Annotated in this window: 20 protein-coding genes and 1 riboswitch; of the genes, 15 read left to right on the top strand and 5 right to left on the bottom strand. The window is 50.9% G+C overall.

Annotated features, from left to right (window positions below; all coding sequences use genetic code 11):
- Nucleotides 1-267: 267 nt before the first annotated feature.
- The gene (gene metH / locus CBX96_RS09270; protein ID WP_109286484.1) at nucleotides 268-4,002 is read right to left on the bottom strand and encodes a methionine synthase; all 3,735 of its coding nucleotides are present in this window, start codon (nucleotides 4,000-4,002) and stop codon (nucleotides 268-270) included.
- A gap of 210 nt (nucleotides 4,003-4,212) precedes the next feature.
- Here metH and CBX96_RS09265 point away from each other — a divergent pair, with 210 nt between their 5' ends.
- The 13 genes from CBX96_RS09265 to CBX96_RS09205 all read left to right on the top strand — a co-directional run bounded on the left by CBX96_RS09265 (nucleotide 4,213) and on the right by CBX96_RS09205 (nucleotide 16,135).
- The gene (locus CBX96_RS09265) at nucleotides 4,213-4,935 is read left to right on the top strand and encodes a histidine phosphatase family protein (RefSeq protein WP_109286483.1); all 723 of its coding nucleotides are present in this window, start codon (nucleotides 4,213-4,215) and stop codon (nucleotides 4,933-4,935) included.
- Between the two features lie 180 nt (nucleotides 4,936-5,115).
- Nucleotides 5,116-5,275, top strand: a riboswitch (cobalamin riboswitch).
- 132 nt (nucleotides 5,276-5,407) lie between these two features.
- Nucleotides 5,408-6,373 carry an ABC transporter ATP-binding protein gene (locus CBX96_RS09260; protein WP_109286482.1) on the top strand — a complete coding sequence of 322 codons (966 nt, stop codon included), beginning with the start codon at nucleotides 5,408-5,410 and terminating at the stop codon, nucleotides 6,371-6,373.
- On the top strand, nucleotides 6,370-7,518 hold the full coding sequence (locus tag CBX96_RS09255; RefSeq protein ID WP_109286481.1) for an iron ABC transporter permease: 1,149 nt from the start codon (nucleotides 6,370-6,372) through the stop codon (nucleotides 7,516-7,518). The genes CBX96_RS09260 and CBX96_RS09255 overlap by 4 nt, the downstream gene beginning before the upstream one ends.
- 272 nt (nucleotides 7,519-7,790) lie before the next feature.
- Nucleotides 7,791-8,843: a nicotinate-nucleotide--dimethylbenzimidazole phosphoribosyltransferase gene (cobT, locus tag CBX96_RS09250; protein WP_109286480.1), complete on the top strand. Its 1,053-nt coding sequence runs from the start codon at nucleotides 7,791-7,793 to the stop codon at nucleotides 8,841-8,843.
- Between the two features lie 97 nt (nucleotides 8,844-8,940).
- A complete protein-coding gene (locus CBX96_RS09245) occupies nucleotides 8,941-9,729 on the top strand; it encodes an adenosylcobinamide-GDP ribazoletransferase (RefSeq protein WP_011621638.1) in 789 nt (262 codons plus the stop codon).
- Nucleotides 9,726-10,328, top strand: coding sequence for a bifunctional adenosylcobinamide kinase/adenosylcobinamide-phosphate guanylyltransferase (gene cobU / locus CBX96_RS09240; protein WP_109286479.1), 603 nt, complete (start codon nucleotides 9,726-9,728; stop codon nucleotides 10,326-10,328). Before CBX96_RS09245 ends, cobU begins: the two co-directional genes overlap by 4 nt.
- An 87-nt stretch (nucleotides 10,329-10,415) precedes the next feature.
- Complete coding sequence (locus tag CBX96_RS09235) at nucleotides 10,416-12,041, top strand: cobyric acid synthase (protein WP_181382180.1); 1,626 nt, start codon at nucleotides 10,416-10,418, stop codon at nucleotides 12,039-12,041.
- A gap of 28 nt (nucleotides 12,042-12,069) precedes the next feature.
- Nucleotides 12,070-12,705: a cob(I)yrinic acid a,c-diamide adenosyltransferase gene (gene cobO, locus CBX96_RS09230; RefSeq protein ID WP_011621641.1), complete on the top strand. Its 636-nt coding sequence runs from the start codon at nucleotides 12,070-12,072 to the stop codon at nucleotides 12,703-12,705.
- 155 nt (nucleotides 12,706-12,860) lie between these two features.
- A complete protein-coding gene (locus CBX96_RS09225) occupies nucleotides 12,861-13,898 on the top strand; it encodes a DUF2235 domain-containing protein (RefSeq protein WP_011627061.1) in 1,038 nt (345 codons plus the stop codon).
- A 14-nt stretch (nucleotides 13,899-13,912) separates the two neighbouring features.
- The gene (locus CBX96_RS09220; protein WP_109286478.1) at nucleotides 13,913-14,737 is read left to right on the top strand and encodes a cobalamin-binding protein; all 825 of its coding nucleotides are present in this window, start codon (nucleotides 13,913-13,915) and stop codon (nucleotides 14,735-14,737) included.
- 78 nt (nucleotides 14,738-14,815) lie between these two features.
- Nucleotides 14,816-15,199 carry an MAPEG family protein gene (locus tag CBX96_RS09215; protein WP_109286477.1) on the top strand — a complete coding sequence of 128 codons (384 nt, stop codon included), beginning with the start codon at nucleotides 14,816-14,818 and terminating at the stop codon, nucleotides 15,197-15,199.
- Nucleotides 15,200-15,252: 53 nt separating this feature from the next.
- Entirely contained in the window at nucleotides 15,253-15,567 is a 315-nt protein-coding gene (locus tag CBX96_RS09210; RefSeq protein ID WP_109286476.1) for a hypothetical protein, read from the top strand.
- Nucleotides 15,568-15,910: 343 nt separating this feature from the next.
- Complete coding sequence (locus CBX96_RS09205) at nucleotides 15,911-16,135, top strand: hypothetical protein (RefSeq protein WP_011621646.1); 225 nt, start codon at nucleotides 15,911-15,913, stop codon at nucleotides 16,133-16,135.
- Nucleotides 16,136-16,288: 153 nt separating this feature from the next.
- Here CBX96_RS09205 and CBX96_RS09200 read toward each other — a convergent pair whose 3' ends face one another.
- From CBX96_RS09200 to pyrC, 4 genes are all read right to left on the bottom strand, one after another.
- A complete protein-coding gene (locus tag CBX96_RS09200; RefSeq protein ID WP_011621652.1) occupies nucleotides 16,289-16,582 on the bottom strand; it encodes a DUF3144 domain-containing protein in 294 nt (97 codons plus the stop codon).
- Between the two features lie 245 nt (nucleotides 16,583-16,827).
- A complete protein-coding gene (locus tag CBX96_RS09195) occupies nucleotides 16,828-17,184 on the bottom strand; it encodes a nuclear transport factor 2 family protein (protein WP_011621653.1) in 357 nt (118 codons plus the stop codon).
- A 159-nt stretch (nucleotides 17,185-17,343) separates the two neighbouring features.
- Nucleotides 17,344-18,390, bottom strand: a complete 1,047-nt coding sequence (locus tag CBX96_RS09190; RefSeq protein ID WP_109286475.1) for a hypothetical protein — start codon at nucleotides 18,388-18,390, stop codon at nucleotides 17,344-17,346.
- Between the two features lie 136 nt (nucleotides 18,391-18,526).
- Nucleotides 18,527-19,558 carry a dihydroorotase gene (gene pyrC, locus CBX96_RS09185; RefSeq protein WP_023269013.1) on the bottom strand — a complete coding sequence of 344 codons (1,032 nt, stop codon included), beginning with the start codon at nucleotides 19,556-19,558 and terminating at the stop codon, nucleotides 18,527-18,529.
- 370 nt (nucleotides 19,559-19,928) lie between these two features.
- On the opposite strand from pyrC, the gene CBX96_RS09180 reads away from it, so the two are divergent.
- Together CBX96_RS09180 and CBX96_RS09175 are read left to right on the top strand one after the other, a co-directional pair.
- The gene (locus tag CBX96_RS09180) at nucleotides 19,929-21,191 is read left to right on the top strand and encodes an efflux RND transporter periplasmic adaptor subunit (RefSeq protein WP_011627055.1); all 1,263 of its coding nucleotides are present in this window, start codon (nucleotides 19,929-19,931) and stop codon (nucleotides 21,189-21,191) included.
- A gap of 95 nt (nucleotides 21,192-21,286) precedes the next feature.
- A complete protein-coding gene (locus CBX96_RS09175; protein ID WP_109286551.1) occupies nucleotides 21,287-21,562 on the top strand; it encodes a hypothetical protein in 276 nt (91 codons plus the stop codon).
- Nucleotides 21,563-21,597 lie beyond the last annotated feature (35 nt).

The following is a 21,597-nucleotide window of genomic DNA, read 5'->3' as shown; positions in this document are numbered from 1 at the left end:
GGGCGTTGAAGGAAATCGCGTGACGCAGACAGGACGTCTGCGTAGCTTTCGGGGGGAAGGGACGCCCCATCGGAAGCGTTAGCTATTTTCGAATAAGCACGAAGCCACTAATCAATGCATGTAACTTCGCTAGGGGCGTCTTGGAGAATCCAAGGAGGATAGGACGAGCAGTCCTCCTTGGTCGGGTGTGGGGTGAAGCCCCACGACCTTTTCGGTCGCAAGACCGATCTTAGATCTCATACCGCGTTAGCGTAATAAAGATCCTGATTATTCAGGATCATAATCCAACACTGGCGCCAGCCACTTCTCCGTCTCTGCGACTGTCATCCCCTTACGCTTAGCGTAATCCTCCACCTGATCGCGGCCAATATTGGTCACGCCGAAGTAGCGGGATTTCGGGTGGGCAAAGTACCAGCCGGATACTGCGGCGGTGGGGAACATGGCGTAGCTTTCGGTAATGTTTAAGTCGATGGTCTCATTCGGCTTTAACAGTTCCCACAGCAGGCCTTTTTCGGTGTGATCCGGGCAGGCGGGGTAACCCGGTGCGGGGCGGATCCCTTTGTATTTCTCACGAATTAAGGCTTCGTTATCGAGCTGCTCATCGGCGGCATAACCCCAGAATTCCTTACGCACGCGCTCGTGCATCCGCTCGGCAAAGGCTTCGGCTAAACGGTCGGCTAAGCACTTGAGCATAATGGCGTTGTAGTCATCGTGGTTGGCCTCAAAGCGGGCGATATGCTCATCGATACCATGGCCTGCGGTCACGGCAAAACCGCCCATATAGTCGGCAACGCCGCTGTCCTTTGGCGCCACAAAGTCGGCCAGACAGAAGTTATCGTTACCCACACGCTCAAGCTGCATCCGCAAGTGATGGGTGGTCATTTCGACTTCGGTGCGAGTCTCGTCGGTATAAAGCTCAATATCATCGAAGCCGACAGTATTGGCGGGGAATAACCCAATCACGCCCTTGGCGGTGAGCCATTTTTCATCGATGATTTTTTTAAGCATCGCCTGACCATCGGCGAACAGTTTCTGCGCCTCAACCCCCACTACGTTGTCGGTTAAGATCTCGGGGTAATGGCCGTGCAGCTCCCAGGCGCGGAAGAAGGGTGTCCAGTCGATGCGGTCGACTAAGTCGGTTAATGGATAGTCTTCAAATACTTGGCGACCCAGCACATTGGGCTTGAACGGGGTGTAGTTTGCCCAGTCGTGCTGGCAGCGGTTTTCGCGGGCGGCTTCCAGCGAGACGATTTCCTTACGCTTGGTTTGCGATAAACGCTTAACGCGCATCTCTTCGTATTCGGCGTAAGTCTCATCGATAGTGGCTTGGCGAGTTTCATTGCTGACTAGTTTGCTGACCATAGGCACGGCACGCGAGGCGTCGGCAATGTAAATCGCGCCATGGGGATAATGGGGCGCAATCTTCACCGCGGTATGGATTTTCGAGCAGGTCGCGCCGCCGATAATCGCTGGAATGGTGAGGCCTTCACGGTGGAAGGTTTTCACATTGTGCACCATTTCATCGAGGCTTGGGGTGATAAGCCCAGACATGCCGATAATGTCGATATTGTGCTCTTTCACGGCCTCAAGAATGCGCTCCACCGACACCATCACGCCTAAATCGAACACCTCAAAGCCGTTACAGGCGAGCACCACGCCGACAATATTCTTGCCGATATCGTGCACATCGCCCTTAACCGTGACCATCAAAATTCTGCCGTTAGATTGGCCCTCGACCTTCTCTTGCTCGATAAAAGGATTGAGGTAGGCCACAGCCTTTTTCATCACCCGCGCCGACTTCACCACCTGTGGCAGGAACATTTTGCCCGAGCCAAACAGGTCGCCGACGATATTCATACCGTCCATCAGCGGGCCTTCGATCACATCCAGCGGACGGGAGGCGAGCTGACGAGCCGCTTCAGTATCTTCGTCGATAAATTCGGTGATGCCTTTGACCAGCGCATGGGCGAGACGTTGATTAACTGGCCATGAGCGCCATTCTAAGTCTTCCTTCTTGGCGGCACTTGAGCCATCGCCACGGAATTTTTCAGCAATCTCAAGCAATTGCTCGGTATTGTTTGAGCCTTCAACTGGGCAAGGCAGGTTGAGCACGACGTTCTCGACCTTATCCTTAAGTTCGGGGTCGATATCATCGTAAATCGCTAATTGGCCCGCGTTAACGATACCCATGTCCATGCCGACTTTAATCGCGTGGTACAGGAATACCGCGTGAATCGCCTCGCGCACTGGGTTGTTACCGCGGAAGGAGAACGACACGTTCGACACCCCGCCCGAAATCATCGCGTGGGGCAGGGTGGCCTTAATCTCTTTAATGGCTTCAATAAAATCGACGGCATAGTTATCGTGCTCATCGATACCCGTGGCGATGGCGAAGATATTCGGGTCGAAGATAATGTCTTCGGGCGGAAAGCCGACCTTATCGACCAGCACGCGGTAGGCGCGGGTACAGATCTCGACTTTGCGCGCCTTAGTGTCGGCCTGACCTTGCTCGTCGAACGCCATAATAATCGCCGCAGCGCCGTAGCGTTTCACTAGGGTTGCCTGCTCGATAAACTTCTCTTCGCCTTCCTTCAAGGAGATAGAGTTGACGATTCCCTTGCCTTGAATACATTTGAGGCCCGCTTCAATCACCTCCCACTTTGAGGAGTCGATCATAATAGGCACACGGCTGATATCCGGCTCAGAGGCGATAAGATTTAAAAACTTATGCATCACCTCCACACCATCGAGCATGCCTTCGTCCATGTTGATGTCGATGATCTGCGCGCCGCTTTCTACCTGTTCACGGGCGACATCGAGCGCCTGCTCGAATTTACCTTCTTTGATCAGCTTTAAGAACTTGGCCGAGCCAGTAACGTTGGTACGTTCACCCACGTTCACAAACAGGGTTTGGGCGTCGATAGTGAGCGGTTCCAAACCCGATAAACGGCAGGCGACGGGGATCTCGGGTAGTACCCGTGGCGCAAACGGCTCAACGGCTTCGCGAATGACCTTAATATGCTCGGGCGTGCTACCACAGCAACCACCGATAATGTTGAGCATGCCTTCACGGGCCCATTCTTGGATAACGCTCGCCATATCTTCTGGGGTTTCATCGTAACCGCCAAACTCGTTTGGCAGACCCGCGTTAGGGTGCGCCGAGACATAACATTCGGCGATGCGAGACAGCTCTTCGACGTAGGGGCGCAGCTCCTTAGGGCCAAGGGCACAGTTAAGGCCGATGGATAAGGGCTTGATATGGCGAAGGGAGTTATAAAAGGCTTCGGTGGTTTGTCCGGTCAGGGTTCGGCCCGAGGCATCGGTAATGGTGCCTGAGATCATCACGGGCAAACGCGCTGGCGAATTTGGCCCAAAGAGTTCATCGAACACGGTTTCGATAGCAAATAAGGCGGCCTTGGCGTTTAAGGTATCGAAGATGGTCTCGACCATAATGATATCGGCGCCGCCTTCAATTAAGGCGCGGGTCGATTCGCAGTAAGCGGTCACTAACTCATCGAAGTGGATATTGCGATATCCGGGATCGTTAACATCGGGACTGATAGAGCAAGTGCGGTTAGTGGGCCCTAACACACCGGCAACATAACGTGGTTTCCCCGTGGCTTTTTCGATTTCATCACAGGCCTCACGGGCGAGACGCGCACCTTCACGGTTAATTTCGGCGGACAGTGACTGCATGTCGTAGTCGGCCATGGCGATCGTGGTGGCGTTGAAGGTGTTGGTTTCAATAATATCGGCACCGGCTAATAGGTAGTCGGTGTGAATTTGTTTGATGATGTGTGGCTGCGTGAGCACTAAAAGATCGTTATTGCCCTTAACGTCGGTATGCCAATCCTTGAAACGCTCGCCACGGTAATCGGCTTCTTCCAGCTTGTAGCCTTGGATCATAGTGCCCATAGCGCCGTCTAAAATCAGAATGCGCTTTGACAACTGGTTGCGAATGTCTGCCAGTGTTTGGCTGGCTCGATGGAGAGATATCGCCATAAAATGATTACCTTTACTACAGCTAAGTTGAGTCCAAAGTACGCAATCGGGTGACAAATTGCATTTTATTATTGAATGTCGTTCGTTATGTTTTGGACATTTATACGTATAGACGTCCATAATACGCGACATCGGATTGTCAGGGCAAGGCTAAAGTTGGTATAGCATAGGCGAGATAACCCAGATAAAAACGATAAAAGGAAAGATCAGATGAAGCAGCTCAGGTTATTACTGTTACGCCATGGAGAATGCGAGGGCGGGGCGATTTTACGTGGCCGAGTCGATGTGCCACTGAGCGACAAGGGCTGGCGGCAGATGTCGGCGGCGGTGGAGGCGCAGGCGACTGTGTGCCACGGCATTTATAGCTCGACCTCAAGGCGCTGCGCCGAGTTTGCCAAGGCCTTTGCGGCTGAACTGCATTCGAGTGCGTCCGTGGGCAGAAGTTTAGATGCGCCCGCGCCTTTGCCGCTGAAGGTCAACCTGCTGGAGGAGTTACAGGAAATAGCCTTCGGCGATTGGGATGGTTGCCTGCTCGATGACTTATATCAACGCGACGGCGAGCGGATGGCGGCCTATTGGCAGAATCCTTGGGAGGTGACGCCGCCCAATGGTGAAGCCATGGCAAACTTCGAAGCCCGTATCGATGGTGCGATAGAACAAATCCTCGATAAAGAGTTTACCCTGCTGGCAATGGATGATGAACAGGCCCACGGCGAGTTTAATGCCAATGCACCTGCGGCCAATATCTGGGTGGTGACCCACGGCGGAGTTATTCGCCACTTGATGTCAAGGGCGCTGGGGGCAGTGAAAACCTTAGGTTTTTACAGTCAGCTCGCCTTACCCGTAGCGGCGGTGGTGACGATTAATGTCCTCGAGGATGAGCAAGGTAAAAGATACTGGCGTTTAGACTGGCCCTCGGGTCACTGTGAGTAGCTTGAAAGCATCTGCCATCGGTATGATGAAAATTTTCTGATTTAAACAGCATTGCCTAATGAGCAAGATATAGGATAATGCTTTTCCCTGACGTTTGAGCCAGATAACGAACCCAGTACGTTAAGCTCGAAGGTCGCAGAAATAGGTGTTAGGAATTTTGTGCGATTGAGTGCTATTGCTTAAAGGCAACAGTATTTAAGCGCGCCGGATAACCCAAACATAATAGGGAATCGGGGAGCTGCCCGTCAGTAGCCCGAACTGTACCCGCAACTGTGAGTAGTCGAAGCGTTTTGCTTCTTACCTACGAGTCAGGATACCTGCCTATTTCTGTTTTCGCTGCGTGCAGCCTTAGTTCTCGAGCGGGTAACTCGAGGGAGCAGAAGATGACATTTATGAGTTTCGCCCTGTTGGCCCAAGCGGCTGCTGGCACAAATAACACCAATCAATATCCATGTGGGAGCAATCGTTAGTGATGCCTTCCACATCGAGCCTTGCGCCCTTAGCGCCCGCTGCGACTTCCGCTAATATGGCCCTTCAAGTGAGCCAATTGAGCTGGGCGATTGAGGGAAAAACCATTCTCTCGGAGATAAGCTTTGCCCTGCCGCAGGGGGAAATGCTCGGGCTGATTGGCCCCAATGGCGCGGGAAAATCCAGTTTGCTGCGCTGTTTATACCGCTTTATTCGCCCAGCTAAAGGGCATATCAGCCTGTTTTCGCAGGATATTAGCGAGCTGTCGCCCAAGGCGTTTGCCTGTAAAGTGGCGGTGGTGCAGCAGGATACGCCGCAATATTTCGATATGACCACAGAGCAATTGGTTGCCATGGGACTCACGCCTCATAAGGGCATGTTTGATAGCCATTCCAGCGAAGACAGTGACAAGATTGCCAAAGCGCTGGAAAAGGTCGGTCTGAGCCATAAAGTGCATCAGCAATACGATCGATTATCGGGCGGTGAGAAGCAGCGCGCCCTGATCGCCCGTGCCATAGTGCAGCAGCCGCAGTTATTGATTTTAGATGAGCCGACAAACCACCTCGATATCCGCTATCAAATTCAAATCTTAGAGCTAGTGCGAAGCCTTGGGATCAGTGTCATCGCCTCGATTCATGACCTGAATTTAGCCAGCGCCCTGTGCGACCACTTATTGCTACTGGATAAAGGGCTGGTGAGTGCCATGGGCACGCCGGCTCAGGTGTTAACCGAAGAACGTATCGCCGAAGTGTTTGGGGTATGCGCCCAAGTGACGCCCCATCCACAGCATGGTAACCCCTTGATTAATTACTTTTATGGTTATCAAAAGCCTAAGAGCGATACTGCGGACGCGGCGAGTGACTCCCATGCAGTTTCGGCTCAAGCGTTACCTCCTATGGCCTGCGCCTGTCATAACCCCGGGGCGCCAAGCGCTGCCTTGCACAAGCATAGCGTTGAACCCACGCCATGATAGACACACTCAAATTGGTGACCATGAATTTTTTTAGCCACATTTTTACGCCGCTCACCCGCCAGCAATGGCTGATTTTAGGCTTGGCGGGCTTTGCCCTGCTCACCCCCATCGCTGCCGCGAGTTTTGGCGCGGCAAACATTAGCTTTTTAGATGTGCTGCATGTGTTTATCAATAAACTCAGTCAGCTGTTTATGGCTGATGAGGCCGTGAGCACCAGCAGCATGACAGAGCGGATTGTGATGGAGCTGCGACTGCCACGGATTTTACTCGCCTTTGTGGCAGGGGCTGGGCTGTCCTTGGCGGGGAGCGTGCTGCAAACCGTGACCCGCAACCCCCTTGCCGATCCTTATCTGTTCGGCATTAGCTCTGGCGCTTCGTTTGGTGCCGTGGTCATGCTGACGCTATTCACAGGTTCTGGCCTGTTTGGCAATGCGGGCGCGATAGCCAGTTCGGGGATTTTTAGCGGTTCGGGCAGCTTTGCGGGGCTGCTCTGGTTGAGCTTACCCTTCGGCGCCTTTATTGGTGCCAGTCTGTCGGTGTTAATCGTGCTGGCGTTAGCTGGGTTAGGCCTTAAGAGCCAGGTAGAGCGCATGTTGCTCTCTGGCGTGGCAACCTCTTTTATGTTTGGCGCGTTAACCAGTTTACTGCTGTACTTTGCCAGCCCACAGGCCACCGCATCGGTATTGTTTTGGAGCCTTGGCAGTTTTGCCAAGGCCAGTTGGTCGCTGCTGGTGCTGCCGTCCTTAGTGGTGCTGGTGAGCTTTTTGATTATTCTCGGTTGGAAGCGCCAAATCATGGCGTTGCAGGCGGGGGATGAAACAGCCCACACCTTAGGGGTGAATGTGCCTAAGCTGCGCCTCAATATGCTGCTGCTCTGCTCGCTTATCACCGCCATTTTAGTGGCGACCTGTGGCGGCATTGGCTTTGTCGGCTTGATGATCCCGCACACAGTACGTTTGTTATTCCCCGGTCGTCAGCCCATCTTACTGACGGCGCTGGTGGGTGGCCTGTTTATGGTGTGGATTGATGTGCTCGCCCGATGTTTGCTTGGTAATCAGGAATTACCCGTAGGGATTATCACCGCCGCGATTGGTAGCTTCTTCTTTTTGCTGATTTTGCGTCGGCGCAAGCTATCGAATTAGTTGTTTGCACGCTGATGTTGATAAGCAATTGTTCGATAAGTGATTGTTGAAAGAGAAATTGCCCAACTCGAATGAGCCAAATTCGTACTTAGTGCGTATAGCAAATCGCTGCCGAATGCGTCGTAGTGGTTGTTCTAGAATGTAGTTGCGAACGCATCGTTGCGAACAAATCGTTGTGAACGAATCGTTGTAAATGAATGTCGCGAGCGTATTAGCCAATAAGTTATGAGTAGCGGCTCCACATGGGAGCCTAAATTGCCACTGGAGCGTGAATGTCTCAATCTGTCCTGTTATTTCAAATCGAGCCTGCGAGTCGAGCGCAGGATCAGTTTATTCAACAAAAGATCGATCTGAAGACTAAGCCGCCGGGCGCTCTGGGGTTGTTAGAACCCTTGGCGCTGCAAATTGCCCGCATTCAAGGGCCTAAGCAATTAGAGATAGTTAACCCAACCATGTTGGTGTTTGCTGGGGATCATGGGATTGCCGCCGAAGGCGTGTCGATAGCCCCGAGCGAAGTCACGCGGCAAATGGTGCAAAATTTTGCCCATGGCGGCGCGGCCATCAATGTGTTTTGTCGCCAATTAGGCTTCAATCTCGAAGTGATTGATTGCGGTATTTTAACCCCGGTTGAGGGTGTCGAAGGCATTATCGACCAACGCCTTGGCGCGGGCACCGCCGCGATTCACCTAGAGCCAGCTATGTCCATGGCCAGTGTGGATAATGGCTTTGCCATGGCGCAGGCATTAATCGAGCGCCACCATCAGGCGGGTTGTAACTTGGTCGCCTTTGGTGAGATGGGCATAGGCAATACTTCATCCGCTGCGGCGATTATGGCCGCTATCATGCAACTCGACGTGGCCGACTGTGTTGGCCGTGGCACGGGGATCAGTAGCGAAACCTTAGAGCGTAAACAGATGCTTATCGAACTCGCGCTGCTGTTACATCAGAGTGCGATGACAGGGCCAAAGCAAGTGCTGGCCTGTTTGGGCGGCTTTGAAATTGTGCAGATGACGGGGGCGATGCTCGTCGCAGCAGAGCGCAAAATGCTGGTCGTGGTGGATGGTTTTATTGCAACCGCGGCGGCTTTAGTTGCCGTGACTATCAATGCCCATGTGCGGGATTATTTGATTTTTGCCCACCGCTCCGAGGAGCAAGGTCATCAGCGGATGTTGGAACATTTAAAGGCTAAACCATTGTTATCTTTAGGGCTGAGATTAGGCGAAGGCACGGGCGCTGCCTTGGCATTGCCGTTAATTCAAGCCGCAGTAAATTTTTACAATCAAATGGCGAGTTTTAGTGATGCCGGGATTGAGGCTGTTGTATGATGTAGCCCTGCTAAGTGTCTTATTTAAAATAATAACTTTTAGCTAACCGTTTTAATCTTAAACCTTGCAGCAAGTGTTAATTCACTAAGGATGCTTTATGTCAGAACGCGAAAGCTGGCACAAAGAGATAGATTTGTTTTTAGTGGCTATGGGCTATTTTACCCGCATTCCTATGCCCAAATGGGTTGAGGTCGATGCCGACAAGCTCAATAAAGCCAGCCGTTACTTTGGGTTAGTGGGCCTGCTGGTGGGGCTACTCAGTGCCATCGTGTTTTGGCTCACCCAAAACTGGTTGCCCGCCGGCGTGTCCGTACTGCTGTCGATGGTCACAGGTGTGCTGCTCACGGGTGGTTTTCACGAGGACGGTTTAGCCGATACCTTCGATGGTTTCGGTGGCGGTTGGACGGCGGAAGACAAGCTGCGGATCATGAAAGACTCTCGCCTAGGCAGCTACGGCGCCTTGGCTTTGATGCTCGTGCTGATGCTTAAGTGGCAATTATTAGTGGAACTCGCGCTTTATGATCCTGTGGTTGCAGGCTCGGCGATGATAGTCGCCCACACTGTGAGCCGCGTCGTTGCCGCCAGCCTTATCTTTACCGAGAAATACGTGCGCGACGATGAATCCAGTAAATCCAAGCCGTTAGCGCAGCATCAAGGTATTAATGAACTGTTTATTTTGATCGCCAGCGGTGTGTTAGTGCTGTTAGTGCTTAAGGGCATTGCCGCGTTGTCGTTGTTACTGGTGATGATAGGCCTACGTCGTTTGATTGTGGTGATCTTTAGACGCCAAATCGGTGGCTACACGGGGGATACCTTAGGCGCGGCGCAGCAGATCTGCGAAATCGTCTGTTACTTCGTGCTGCTCGTTGTGGGTAGCATACTGTGATCCATTTAGTGCTGGGCGGCGCGCGTAGCGGTAAGAGCCGCTACGGCGAAGCCTTAGTGCGCCAGTATACCGCCCTCGGATTTGATGCCTGCTATTTGGCGACTGCACAGGCGCTCGATGCCGAAATGAGCAGTCGCATTCGTTTACATCAGGATGGACGTGCCAAGGATGATATCGACTGGCAACTCGTCGAAGAACCCTTGGCATTAACCGCCAAGCTCGAACACTTAGCCAAACCCGGCCGAGTGATTCTGGTGGATTGTTTAACGCTTTGGCTAACCAATCAATTACTTGCACAGAGCCCCGAGGCCGAGCCCGCTTCAACGGAATCGGACTTTGCCTTGGATTTTGCCCGCTCTCGCCATGAGCCTTTAGAACACTGGCGGCAGCAACGCGCCGATTTTATCCAGACCTTAAGCACCCTTGAGGGCGTAGTGATTTTAATCAGCAATGAGGTCGGCTCTGGCATTGTGCCCTTGGGTGAATTGAGTCGTCAGTTTGTCGATGAAGCGGGTTGGTTAAATCAGGCCGTTGCCGAGGTGGCGGATAATGTGACCTTAGTAGTGGCGGGTCTGCCACTGGTGCTTAAATCCAGCTAAGACAAACTGTTATCGACGCATTCTTAGTGAGGGAGCGAATCGATCCCCCGTTAGTTTATTTTCCTCTGTTGAGTGATGTTCTTGCCCATGAATTCAAATAACGCCTCTAATCCTACTTCGGCCTTGTCGCAAAACCAGTTTCAAGGTGTTGCAAGTCAAAGCGAAGCTCAGCATTCAGGCGCAAAAGTGCTTATGGTGCAGGGGACAACCTCGGATGCGGGCAAAAGTACGCTGGTGGCGGGAATATGTCGATTGCTCGCCCGTGAGGGCGTGAAGGTCGCGCCGTTTAAACCACAGAATATGGCGCTCAATAGTGCTGTCACTATTGATGGCGGCGAGATTGGCCGCGCGCAGGCGCTGCAAGCTGCAGCTTGTTTTCTCGCGCCGCATACGGATTTTAATCCCATCCTGCTTAAGCCAAGTTCAGACACGGGCGCGCAGATCATAGTGCATGGCAAAGCCTTAACCACCCTAGAGGCCTCGGCCTTTTTCGGTGAAAAATCTAAGGATTATAAAGCCATGGCGTTAAATGCCGTGCTGGAATCCTTTGCGCGTTTAGGCCAGCAATACCAAACGATTGTGGTTGAAGGGGCGGGAAGCCCAGCGGAAATCAATCTGCGTGAAGGGGATATCGCCAATATGGGCTTTGCCGAGGCGGTCGATTGTCCGGTGATCATCATTGCCGACATCGATAAAGGCGGGGTGTTTGCCCATTTAGTTGGCACCTTAGCGCTGCTGTCGCCCTCAGAGCAGGCTAGGGTAAAAGGCTTTGTGATCAATCGCTTTCGTGGCGATATCAGCCTATTACAGTCTGGCCTCGATTGGCTCGAGGCTCATACGCAAAAGCCTGTGTTGGGGGTGTTGCCCTATTTGCATGATTTGCATTTAGACGCCGAGGATGCACTGATTGAGTCGCCTACTAAGCAGGCAAAAAGCCGTTTTAAGGTGCGGGTATTAGTGTATCCGCGCACCAGTAATCACACGGATTTTGACCCACTTAGGTTGCACCCCGATATCGATTTTGATTATGTGTCGCTCCAGACTCAGGCCTCAGATCAGACGCAGGAGATTGCCGCCGATCTGCTGATTTTACCCGGCAGTAAGAATGTTCGAGCGGACTTGGCTTTTTTGCGTGAGCAGGGTTGGGACAAACAAATTGCCAAGCATCTACGCTACGGCGGTAAGCTGCTGGGGATTTGCGGCGGCTATCAAATGTTGGGTGAATGCATTGCCGATACCATGGGGATCGAAGACTCGCTCGGCGTGAGCCAAGGGCTCGGATATTTACCCATTACCACCGAATTTAAAGCTGAAAAACAGCTACGTAGGGTCACAGGCCATTTAGCGCTTCAAGGGCAACAAGTGGAGGTGAAGGGCTATGAGATCCACTGCGGTGAGTCCCAATATCTCACGTCCAGTGATGCCGCCAAGAGTGCGCCATTACGCTTGAAAAGTGAGAGTGCTTGCGATCAACTGCCAGAAAAGTCTTTTGCCGATGGCTGTTTAAGTGACGACGGGCAAGTGCTCGGCAGCTATTTACATGGGCTATTCGACAGCCCAGAGGCCTGTCAGCTAGTCCTTAACTGGGCTGGGTTGGAGAATGCTCAATCGATTGATATCAATGAAATTCGCGAACAACAGCTGGACCGTTTGGCCTATGTATTAGCCGAGCACCTCGATATGCAAAAACTCGCGTCCATTATAAATGCATAAGTGTTAGCAGTAGGATAAACAGAAGATCATGACAGCAGAGAACGAAAAACAGCTCGACACCGAACAAGCGCAAATCAAGGCTGAACGCCATAAGGCGCGCCAGCAAAAAGTGAAGGCGGGTGTGGACGCTAAAATTGCCGCCGCCCAAGAAGAAAAAGGCATTCTGCTGGTGCTCACAGGCAATGGCAAAGGCAAGTCGACCTCAGGTTTTGGCACGGTTGCCCGCGCGGTGGGTCATGGCAAAAAAGCCGCGGTAGTGCAATTTATCAAGGGCACATGGGAATGCGGTGAGCGTAATCTGCTTGAAGGTGCGGGCGTGGCATTTCATGTGATGGGCACCGGATTTACCTGGGAAACCCAAGACAGAGAAAAGGACACTGCCGCCGCTCTCGTGGCGTGGGATGCCGCCGAAGCCTTGCTTCAAGACGAAAGTATTGATTGTGTGATGCTCGATGAACTGACCTATATGGTGAGTTACCATTACCTCGATGTGGAGCGGGTGCTCACGGCGCTGAAAAACCGTCCGCCGATGCAGCATGTGATTATCACTGGCCGTGCTTGCCACCGCGCGATTATCGAACTGGCGGATACGGTTAGCGAAGTGCAGCCGATTAAACATGCCTTCGAAGCGGGCATTAAAGCGCAGCCGGGATTCGACTATTAAACAGCGCGGCGAAGGCGGATTGGTTACACCGCGAGCCGCCCTTTAAACCCCATTAGGGCTGTTGTTCCTCGGTAAAATCCGTTAGCGTCACTATGGTTAGCGTTTTTATCTTTAGCCGTTAGCGTGAGTAGCATGGGTATCTCAAGGATGATGCGATGAATAAACGTATTGTGATTTGTGCCGACGGAACTTGGAATCGGCCAGAGAAAGACCTTAAAGTGGATTTTCCCACCAATGTGCTGCGTCTGGCGCGGGCCATCAGCCCGATGGCGGCCGATGGAAAACCTCAGCAGGTGTTTTACGACTGGGGTGTTGGCTCCTATTACGATCAAGCCATTGGCGGCGCGACGGGGCGTGGACTACACAAAAATATCATGGATGGTTACCGCTACTTAGTGCAGAACTATTCCCCTGGTGATGAGATCTATCTCTTTGGCTTTAGTCGAGGCGCATACACAGTGCGCTGTTTATGTGGTCTTATCAATAATTGCGGTATCCTCAAGCGCCCCGATGCGAGGCTTATTCAACAAGCCTTTGACCACTATAAAAAAAGCAGTGCGCCCTTTGCCCCAAGCGGCGATAAATCCGTTGAATTTAGACAACAGCACAGCCACGAATCGCGGGAGATTAAGTTTGTCGGTGTGTGGGATACGGTGGGCGCCATGGGGATCCCGATTTCGTTTCTCGGCTTGTTCGAAGATAAAGACGAGTTTTACGATACTAAGATTGGCCGTAATGTGCGGGTTGCTCGCCATGCCTTAGCGATAGACGAACATCGCAGCGACTTCGAACCTACGATTTGGCAAGTGCGCGATAATATGGATATGCAGCAGGTCTGGTTTGCCGGCGCCCATAGCAATATTGGCGGCAGCTATCTACCGGATAAGGACGGCTCGCTATTGTCTGATAATGCGCTCGCATGGATGATGGCCGAGGCTGAGCGGTTTAATTTGAGCTTAGAGCCGCACCTAGCGGCGAGTTTGCACCCCAATCCTTTGGCGACCTTACACGACTCGCGCCGCAGTTTTTACCGAATTAAGCAATCCTATTTGCGCCCAATTGATCCTAACGTCGCGCCCGTGTTGCTGCATCGCTCGGTGAAAACGCGCTGGGATCAAGACCCTAAATATCGGCCTAAAAACCTGCAGACCTACCTTGAGCAGTACGGCTGGCCAGAAGAATTCATCGATTAAATATAAGGAATATCATGTTAATGCGACGCTTTATTGCCCTCGGCCTGAGCTTGGCGCTGTTACCCATGGCGGCGCTGGCCGAGCCTGCAAAACGTATTATTGCGCTTTCGCCCCACGCGGTTGAAATGCTCTACGCTATCGGCGCGGGGGAGTCGATTGTGGCCGCGACAGATTATGCGGATTATCCCGAAGCGGCGAAAAAAATCCCCAGTATCGGTGGGTATTATGGGATCCAGATTGAGAGGGTATTAGAGCTAAATCCCGATCTGATTGTGGTATGGGATACGGGCAATAAAGCTGAGGATATCAATCAACTCAAAAGTTTAGGCTTTAAACTCTATAGCAGTTCCCCCAAGACCCTTGAGGATGTCGCCAAAGAAATTGAGGAGTTAGGAGCACTTACGGGGCGCACTGAGCAGGCGAGCCAAGTGGCGGCCGATTATCGCACTGAGCTGCTGCAATTACGCAGTGAGAATGCCGCGAAATCCGAGCCAAAGGTGTTTTATCAGCTGTGGTCAACGCCGTTAATGACGGTCGCGAAAAACAGTTGGATCCAGCAAATCATCGGCGTGTGTCATGGCAAAAACGTTTTTTACGATGCGGCGAGTGATTACCCGCAGGTGAGTTTGGAGAATGTGTTAATGACCTTGCCCGAGGTGATTTTACAGAGCGAAGAGGAAGGCAATGTCAAAGGGGTTGATTGGAGCAAATGGACCGAAATTCCTGCTGTTAAGAACCAGCATATTTATCAATTAAATGCCGATCTATTACACCGCGCAACACCTAGGGCATTACTCGGTGTGAAGGCGGTCTGTGATGCCTTGGATAAAGCACGTTAATCGCTTATCACGTATTATTCAATTTAATGCAATGTACTGTTTTATTGATATTTATCATCAAAATAATAAGGAAGTTCCATGCATACATTACTGACTTGTTTGTTTATCGCTATGTTATTGCCGTATTTGGCCAAAGGGCCCGTCGCATGGGCAATGGCCAAAGCGGGCGGTTATGATAATCAACATCCGCGTACTCAACAGGCGCAATTAACCGGATTTGGTGCGCGGGCACTCGCTGGGCATCAAAACGCCTTCGAATCCCTACTGATTTTTGGTTTAGCCGTAGTGACGGTTATCGCCACGGGCAAAGTCACTGCGACTGCTGAGTGGTTAGCGGTTGTGCATATCGTTGCGCGGGTGGCGTATCAGATCTTGTATCTACTGAACAAAGGCACGTTGCGTTCATTGTCTTGGTTTGTAGCGATTTTCAGCGCCTTTGGAATCTTCTTCCAAGCGTTTTAACGGCCTGATGTTGGTTAACAGTGATGTGAGTCTCTCAGACCGAAGGAGCTGAGATGAGAGTAGTGGATGCTGAGAATCGAGCCTGGTTTTTGTTTGAACATGAGGGCGAATTTTATCTGGATGCTAACTGCAGTATGAGTGCATTTGGTTATCACTACTTGATCCAATTAAATGAACAGGAATCTGCGCGCTATCGTGAGATGGGGCGAGCATACTTAACGCAACTCGCCTACGACATCCATTATTCGGTGCCGATTGCTGAAAACAGCCGCTCAATTTATCGAGGCAGAGATCAATCCAGAGAATTTGAACCCTTAACTCGTCGCGCTATCCAGCTATGGCGAGAAAGGCTTCCTTCGACAACTTAAGACTGTACTACAGTCTTGGCTTGACTTGTTGTGTCAAAAATCACAACTGATGAATTTATCGTCGATTTTCTGACATTAGTTAAGCGGAACATGATTTATTGTCACTTAAAAATCTATGTCAAATAATCGCTCATTTTTAATGGTTAACAGCCAATTTTGACGGCTAGGCACTGACTTTTGCCTAAAATAGCTAAATTGATGTAATTAAAGGTTTTTGTGTTTCTGTATCCTATTGAATAATGGTGGTAATTTGACAATTTCAAGCCATTTAATTGACAGTTTTCTTTATGAAAAACCTCAGTTATATTGCAGTTGTTGATACAATTGTTGAGGTTTAAAAACCATGTTACGTCTAATGACCTATGGCATTGTCGCCTTTGCATCTTGGTTTATTTATCAGGATGTTTCCGACCATTTTGGGATGGAGACCTTTGATAAGGTCTTGGTGGAGAATGTGCAACATAAGGTTGAGGCTCGAAAGGCAAAAGCAGCGGCGGAGCAATACGCACAGCAGCTTAAGCGTCAGGCCGCAGCCGACTGCCAAACGACAAACGCATGCACTCAATAACGGCGATGTATCATCTTTGTTCTTGCTGCGCATAAGTAAGAAGCTGTTCGCCACAGTGTCATAGTAGAGGGGCAAATAATCCTATTTGCCCCTCTTGGGCTTATGAGCCCTAAAACCAAATCAATCCTGTTAGAGCAATTGTTTATTCACTGACTACTTTTGTGTGGCGCGGTAGTGGTCGAAGTTCTCGATATAGTCTTCGAGATTGGCGTCAATCATCTCTTTGTAGCGCTCGATATAGTAATCCATCATTTCCTGTTTTTTGGCCTGCATTTGTTCTTTGGATTCAAAGCTGGTGGAACCAAACCAAGCGTTGTAGCGGGCGACGGCCCACATAAAGGAAGCGCTGACCTCACCGGTTTGGATCTCGGTGTTTTGGTTTTGCTGGTTCGCGAGCTTAATCATCTCGGTGGCACGTTCGTAAAAGGCTTGTTGGTTATCAGACATCAGCAATTCCTATTGTTGGGCAAAGTAAAGGGGGCGTTGAGTGCATCGCCCTTTAATAACCCTAAGGTATTTTGTGGTTGAGGGACAGTAGTGCGCTTCACAGAATCCGTTGATATCACACCAAAAGGCGGCGCCGAAATGAAATATGGGATAGGCGTAACATTTTTCACTGCTTTAGCGAGCGCCTTTGCCGCAGATGCTTGTTGTTACGCCTGTCAGCTTGATATGACCATTTAGCGCGCGCCCTAGTTAGCGGCAAAGCTCCACATCGCTTGGATAAGGCCATTAGCGACTTCAAAGACCACCATGACTTCAAAGGGCTCCTCGCGGATGCCGCTGATCCGTTCGTGATCGACCACCTTATTGCCGACCACCATACGGTTGAGGATCTCGGCGTGCAGATGCGGCAAGTTAAAGCGTTCATTCTGATAGAAATCACTAAAGGCAGCCTTGCCTCGGATCACGGGTTCTGTGGCGGGTGGGCGGTAAATACAAACATCGTCGCTAAAGAGCGCGACAAAGCTTGCAAGATCGTGTTGGTTATAGGCGACTAACTGGGCTTGCACTAAGGCTTCGGCAGTTTGTTCTGCTATCTGGGGCATTTGCTGACTCAAGCTATCTTCCTTCAAAATAGGGGCAGAATCTGACAAGAGACGCTAGCCCGTTAAGGTTTACGAGAAAGGGCTTTCAAACGCTTATTATCGTTATCTCAGCCTGCTTTCCCGCCATCGCGATTAATGATGAATTTATATTAAATTTTATTATTCCAATAGCTTAAGCTGCGTTTGCCCCCAAGGTGTGGCAAAGGGCATGGCTTCTTGTGGGGTTAAGGTAAACTCCTGCTCACAACCATCGCCACGGGGCATTTCCCAAAACTTAATCCCATTCGCCTCGAGGGTGAGTTGAAAATACCCAGAGCCGTCGGCACTTGGGCATTCTGCATCTGGGACCGCATTAGCAAACAACTTTTCCTTAAGTGCGGGTGGGAGCTGATAACTCATGCTTTCTGGCAAGGTTTGCGAGGGTTTATCGGCAATAAACCACTGCCACGGATGGAAAGGTTTGCCATCGGCGAGGGAGAAGCTAACAAATTCTTGGCTGATCCCATTCGCGCCAAAACCCGCCGCCCAGCGATATAAGCGCACGCTTAGCCAATGCTGATTGAGGAAAATCGGTTCTGCATAGGTTTCATCTGCCACAAAGTGGCCCATTTGCGACAACATTCTGCGGCGAGTATCAAAGGTCTGTGCCAGCTGCGCATCATCGGTGAGCTTTTTCTCAAGCCACTGATTAATGGCGGGAATGCCTTTTTGTGGGCCGTTAAATTCGATGCCGACTTCGGTGCCATAGGTCAGCGGACGGTATTCAATGGTTTGAAAAGCTTGCCATTTTCCGCGGCTCAGTGAAGGTTTGGTTTCAAGCGGTAGGTTGTAGGCATCGGCGCTGCAGTCATCTTGATTATCTGGGCTGAGTTGGCGCTCAAGCTTTATGGGCAACGATTTACCCGAATTGTCTTTAAACCAATGGCCGCTGAGTTGCTGCGCCGTAGCGCTATCGAACTGCCAGTTTCCTGTATTGTTTTCTTCTTTCCAAATACCGTTTTGCAGCTCGAGTTGTATTGGGGTTAAGTAGCGTTGATAGTAGTAACTGCCACTGCCGTATTGATTAAAGCAGACTCTAACACTGCTTTTACCCAGCGTGCCCTGCCAAATACCTGAGAGTTCATCGGCGGCAAAAGTGCTGAGTGGCAGCGTAGTGGCAAATAATAGGCTTGAGGACAGCAGCTTAAGTAACTTCCGTGTATTCATGTTTTTTCTCTTAAAAGATAATCGCTTATGGCGTTATTTGCTGGTTATAAAAAAGTCGCCCTAAGGCGACTCTTAACGGTGTAGGTCTCGATAAACGGCAGGCTTAGATAGCCGTTTATCGCGTCAAAAGGCCCGTTTATTCGACCTGCCAATCGATTTGTTCGCCAGCGCGAATTGGCACAACGTTGTTGTCGCCAAGTGGGTAACTGACGGGCACATCCCAAGATTTTTTCACTAGGGTGATGGTATCGCTGTTGCGAGGCAGATTGTAAAAATCTGGGCCGTTGAAGCTGGCAAAGGCTTCTAATTTATCCAGCGCATTAACCGATTCAAAGGCTTCGGCGTACAGCTCAATGGCCGCATGGGCTGTATAAGAACCCGCGCAGCCACAGGCGGCTTCTTTTCGATCTTTAGCGTGTGGCGCTGAGTCGGTACCGAGGAAGAACTTCTTATTGCCACTGGCCGCGGCGCCTAACAGCGCTTGCTGGTGGGTATTGCGCTTTAAAATCGGCAGGCAATAGAAGTGCGGACGAATACCGCCAGCTAACATATGGTTGCGGTTATAGAGCAAGTGGTGCGCGGTGATCGTGGCTGCCACGTTGTCAGACGCTTGAGTCACGAAATCGACCGCATCCTTAGTGGTGATATGCTCGAGAACGATTTTAAGCTTCGGGAAATCGGCCACGATCTTGCTGAGGATATTCTCAATAAACACGCGCTCGCGGTCGAAAATATCAATCGATGAATCAGTCACTTCACCATGTACTAGGAACAACATGCCCACTTCCTGCATCGCTTCGAGGGCGGGGTAGATGTTCTTCAAATCGGTCACGCCAGAATCCGAGTTGGTGGTCGCGCCAGCTGGGTAGAGTTTAGCGGCAACGATTTTGCCCGAGGCTTTGGCTTTACGGATTTCTTCTGGGCTGGTTTTGTCGGTGAGATACAACACCATTAAGGGTTCAAATTGCGAGCCCGCTGGCACTTGCGCCTTGATACGATCGTAATAAGCCAAGGCGGTTTCAGTATCGATAGCGGGAGGAACCAGATTAGGCATGACGATAGCGCGGCCCATATAGCGGCTGATATCGCGAACCGTGTCTTTTAATTGTGCGCCGTCTCTTAGGTGAATGTGCCAGTCGTCAGGACGAGTAATAGTGAGTGTTGTCATAGGGCGATTCATCTTGTTGAATGTTTCTGCTGCGAGGGTGGCAGGATCTTATGTGGCAAGGATTTAGCTGTAAAGGGAAACTCAGCCATTTCACCAATAAAAGTGTTAACGCATGTTGAGTGTCCGCACTCCGTCTTACTCCTATGTTCACAAACCGCTTTTCAGCGGACACTTTCGCGAAAACCTGCGGACACTTTCTAATAAAGCCCTCGGTGTCCGCGGACACTTTTATCTTAAATGCAACTTAACTGCATGAAAGTAAATGATTTAACGAAATTGGCATAGGCGTTGCTATTACTGGATATCGATTTTTAATAGTGTCCGTAGCGATGGGCCTATCCAGCCCTCCGACAGGGAAGCGAGAAACGCCATGATTAAAGATACCAGCGGCCAAGATAAAGTCCTTGTGCCATCGACCGCCAAACGCCTCAAGTTGCCTCTAATGATTGGCGGCTGCACCTTACTGGTTAGCGCCTTAGTGTGGGCCAGTTTTGGTAGCGATAAAGTCAGCCAGTCCATCAGCCGTAGCGAGCTCACGACCGCAACTTTGTACGTTGGCACGCTCACTCGAGATGTGGCCACCACGGGCAAAATTGTTGCCGCCAATGCGCCAATCCTCTACAGCACCGAAGAAGGCACAGTGACGCTACTGAGCAACCCAGGTGATAGCGTCAGCAAAGGTGATGTGGTCGCAAAGCTGGATAGTCCAAGATTAACCAATCAATTAGAGCAAGCGAAATCGCTATTGGCGGGATTAGAGAGCGCCCTTGAGCGTGCCAAGCTAGACGCCAGACGTAACCAATTACAAGTCAATCAAACCTTAGACATGGCCTCGGTCGATTTGGAAGCTGCCGATCGGGAGAGCCGTCGTGGGGATTTGTTGATCCAATCTAAACTGATCAGCCAAATTGACTATGAGAAGGGCAAGGACGATCTGCACAAGGCAAAACTCAAGTTTAAGCATGCGGAGCAGGAAGTGGCCTTAACCAAGGATACCTTAACCTTTGAGGTGAAAAACAAGGCCTTGGAAATGGAGCGTCAGAGTCTGGCGGTGAAAGAGCTTGAGCGTCAGGTCGACGCCTTAAATATCAAGGCGCCGGTGAGCGGCATTATTGGTAACTGGTTGACCGAGCAAAAAACGCGTCTGAGCGCCAATCAGCCCATCCTGACCGTGGTCGATTTAAGTGCCTATGAGGCCGAGTTGGCGGTGCCAGAATCCTACGCCGACGAGTTAGGGCTCGGAATGGAGGTCGAACTGAGCTTCGGTGAAGTCAAACTCATGGGCAAGTTATCCTCAATTTCCCCTGAAGTGCGTAACCGTGAAGTGACCGCCAGAGTGCAGTTTGTCCAGAGCGAAAGCTTGAAGCTGCGCCAAAACCAACGGATCTCCGCCAGAGTCTTACTCGAACACAGGGCGAATGTGTTGATGGTTAAACGCGGTGCCTTTATGACCAGCGGTGGCGGCGATGAGGTTTACCAAGTCGAAGGCGATATTGCTACCCGCCGCGAGATTAAGCTCGGCAGCACTAGCATGAGTCAGGTGGAAGTGATCGAAGGCGGTAAAGCGGGTGACGAATGGGTGATCTCCAGTGTTGAGCCCTTCAACCATGCCGAACAGGTCAAAATGCATTGATGACCGATAGTCAAAAATTACTTATTAATCAAATTGATGTAATTAACGCCGCTCTGGCTAAAAAATCTGCGGCTAAGGTGTACAAGGAGTTCATTATGCGTACTAAAAACGTCGATCTTGGTCTGCTGATGTCATCCAAATTGTTTGGCGTGCTGGCCTTGGCCCTACTGGTTGTGGCGGTTGAGCTGGGCATAGGTGAGGCCAATAGCTGGTTTTTCCTCGGTTTAAATATTTTGGAATGGACGAATCCCTTAGAAGAGGCGCGCAAAGTGGGTGATGTCTCGATGGAAAGTGTGAGCTTTATATTCGCCTGTCTCAATGGGTTGTTCGATGCCTTGAGTGGGTTTGTGATGGGCCGTTTTGCGGGGTAATGGCTTTGTGTTAGCCGTTACCGCTTAAAGATAAA

The sequence above is a fragment of the Shewanella sp. BC20 genome (assembly GCF_003129585.1).
GTDB lineage: Bacteria > Pseudomonadota > Gammaproteobacteria > Enterobacterales > Shewanellaceae > Shewanella > Shewanella seohaensis.
The sequence above is the reverse complement of the archived record's forward strand: the minus strand, read 5'-3'. Positions and strand labels throughout refer to the sequence as shown.